1 protein-coding gene is annotated in these 590 nt (G+C 71.0%); it reads right to left on the minus strand.

Annotated features, from left to right (window positions below; translation table 11 throughout):
• Positions 1–590 (minus strand): LLM class flavin-dependent oxidoreductase (locus tag BZL64_RS38825; protein WP_143663486.1); only part of this gene is annotated, 590 nt, incomplete at both ends.

The following is a 590-nucleotide window of genomic DNA, read 5'->3' on the forward strand; positions in this document are numbered from 1 at the left end:
CGCCGAGGACGAAGCTGGCGGCGGGCAGGATGAGGAGCTGGTCGGAGCGGCGGCCGTACTTGGCGAGGCGGGACTTGACGTCCGTGTAGAAGGCCTGGCCGGTGTCGAGGGCGGCGTACCGGCTGAAGATGGCGTCGGCGCTCGACGCGGCGAACTCGCGGCCCTCCTCGGAGTCGCCGGCCTGGAAGATCACCGGGCGGCCCTGGGGGCTGCGGGGGACGTTGAAGCGGCCATGGATGTCGAAGTGCTTGCCCTCGTGGACGAAGGCGCCGGCCTTGGCGTCGCCGAGGAAGGTGCCGGTGGCCTGGTCGGCGATGATCTCGTCGCCCCGCCAGGAGTCGAAGAGTTCGTTGGCCGTGGCGAGGAACTCCTTCGCGCGGGAGTAGCGCTCGTCCTGCGGGAGGAAGCCGCCGCGGCGGAAGTTCTCGCCGGTGAAGGCGTCCCAGGAGGTGACGACGTTCCACGCGGAGCGGCCGTCGGAGAGGTGGTCGAGGCTGGCGAACTGGCGGGCCACCTCGTAGGGCTCGTTGAAGGTGGAGTTGATGGTGCCGGTCAGGCCGAGCCGGTCGGTGACGGCGGCGAGTGCGGCG

Source organism: Streptomyces bobili, from assembly GCF_002154575.1.
Lineage (GTDB): Bacteria > Actinomycetota > Actinomycetes > Streptomycetales > Streptomycetaceae > Streptomyces > Streptomyces bobili.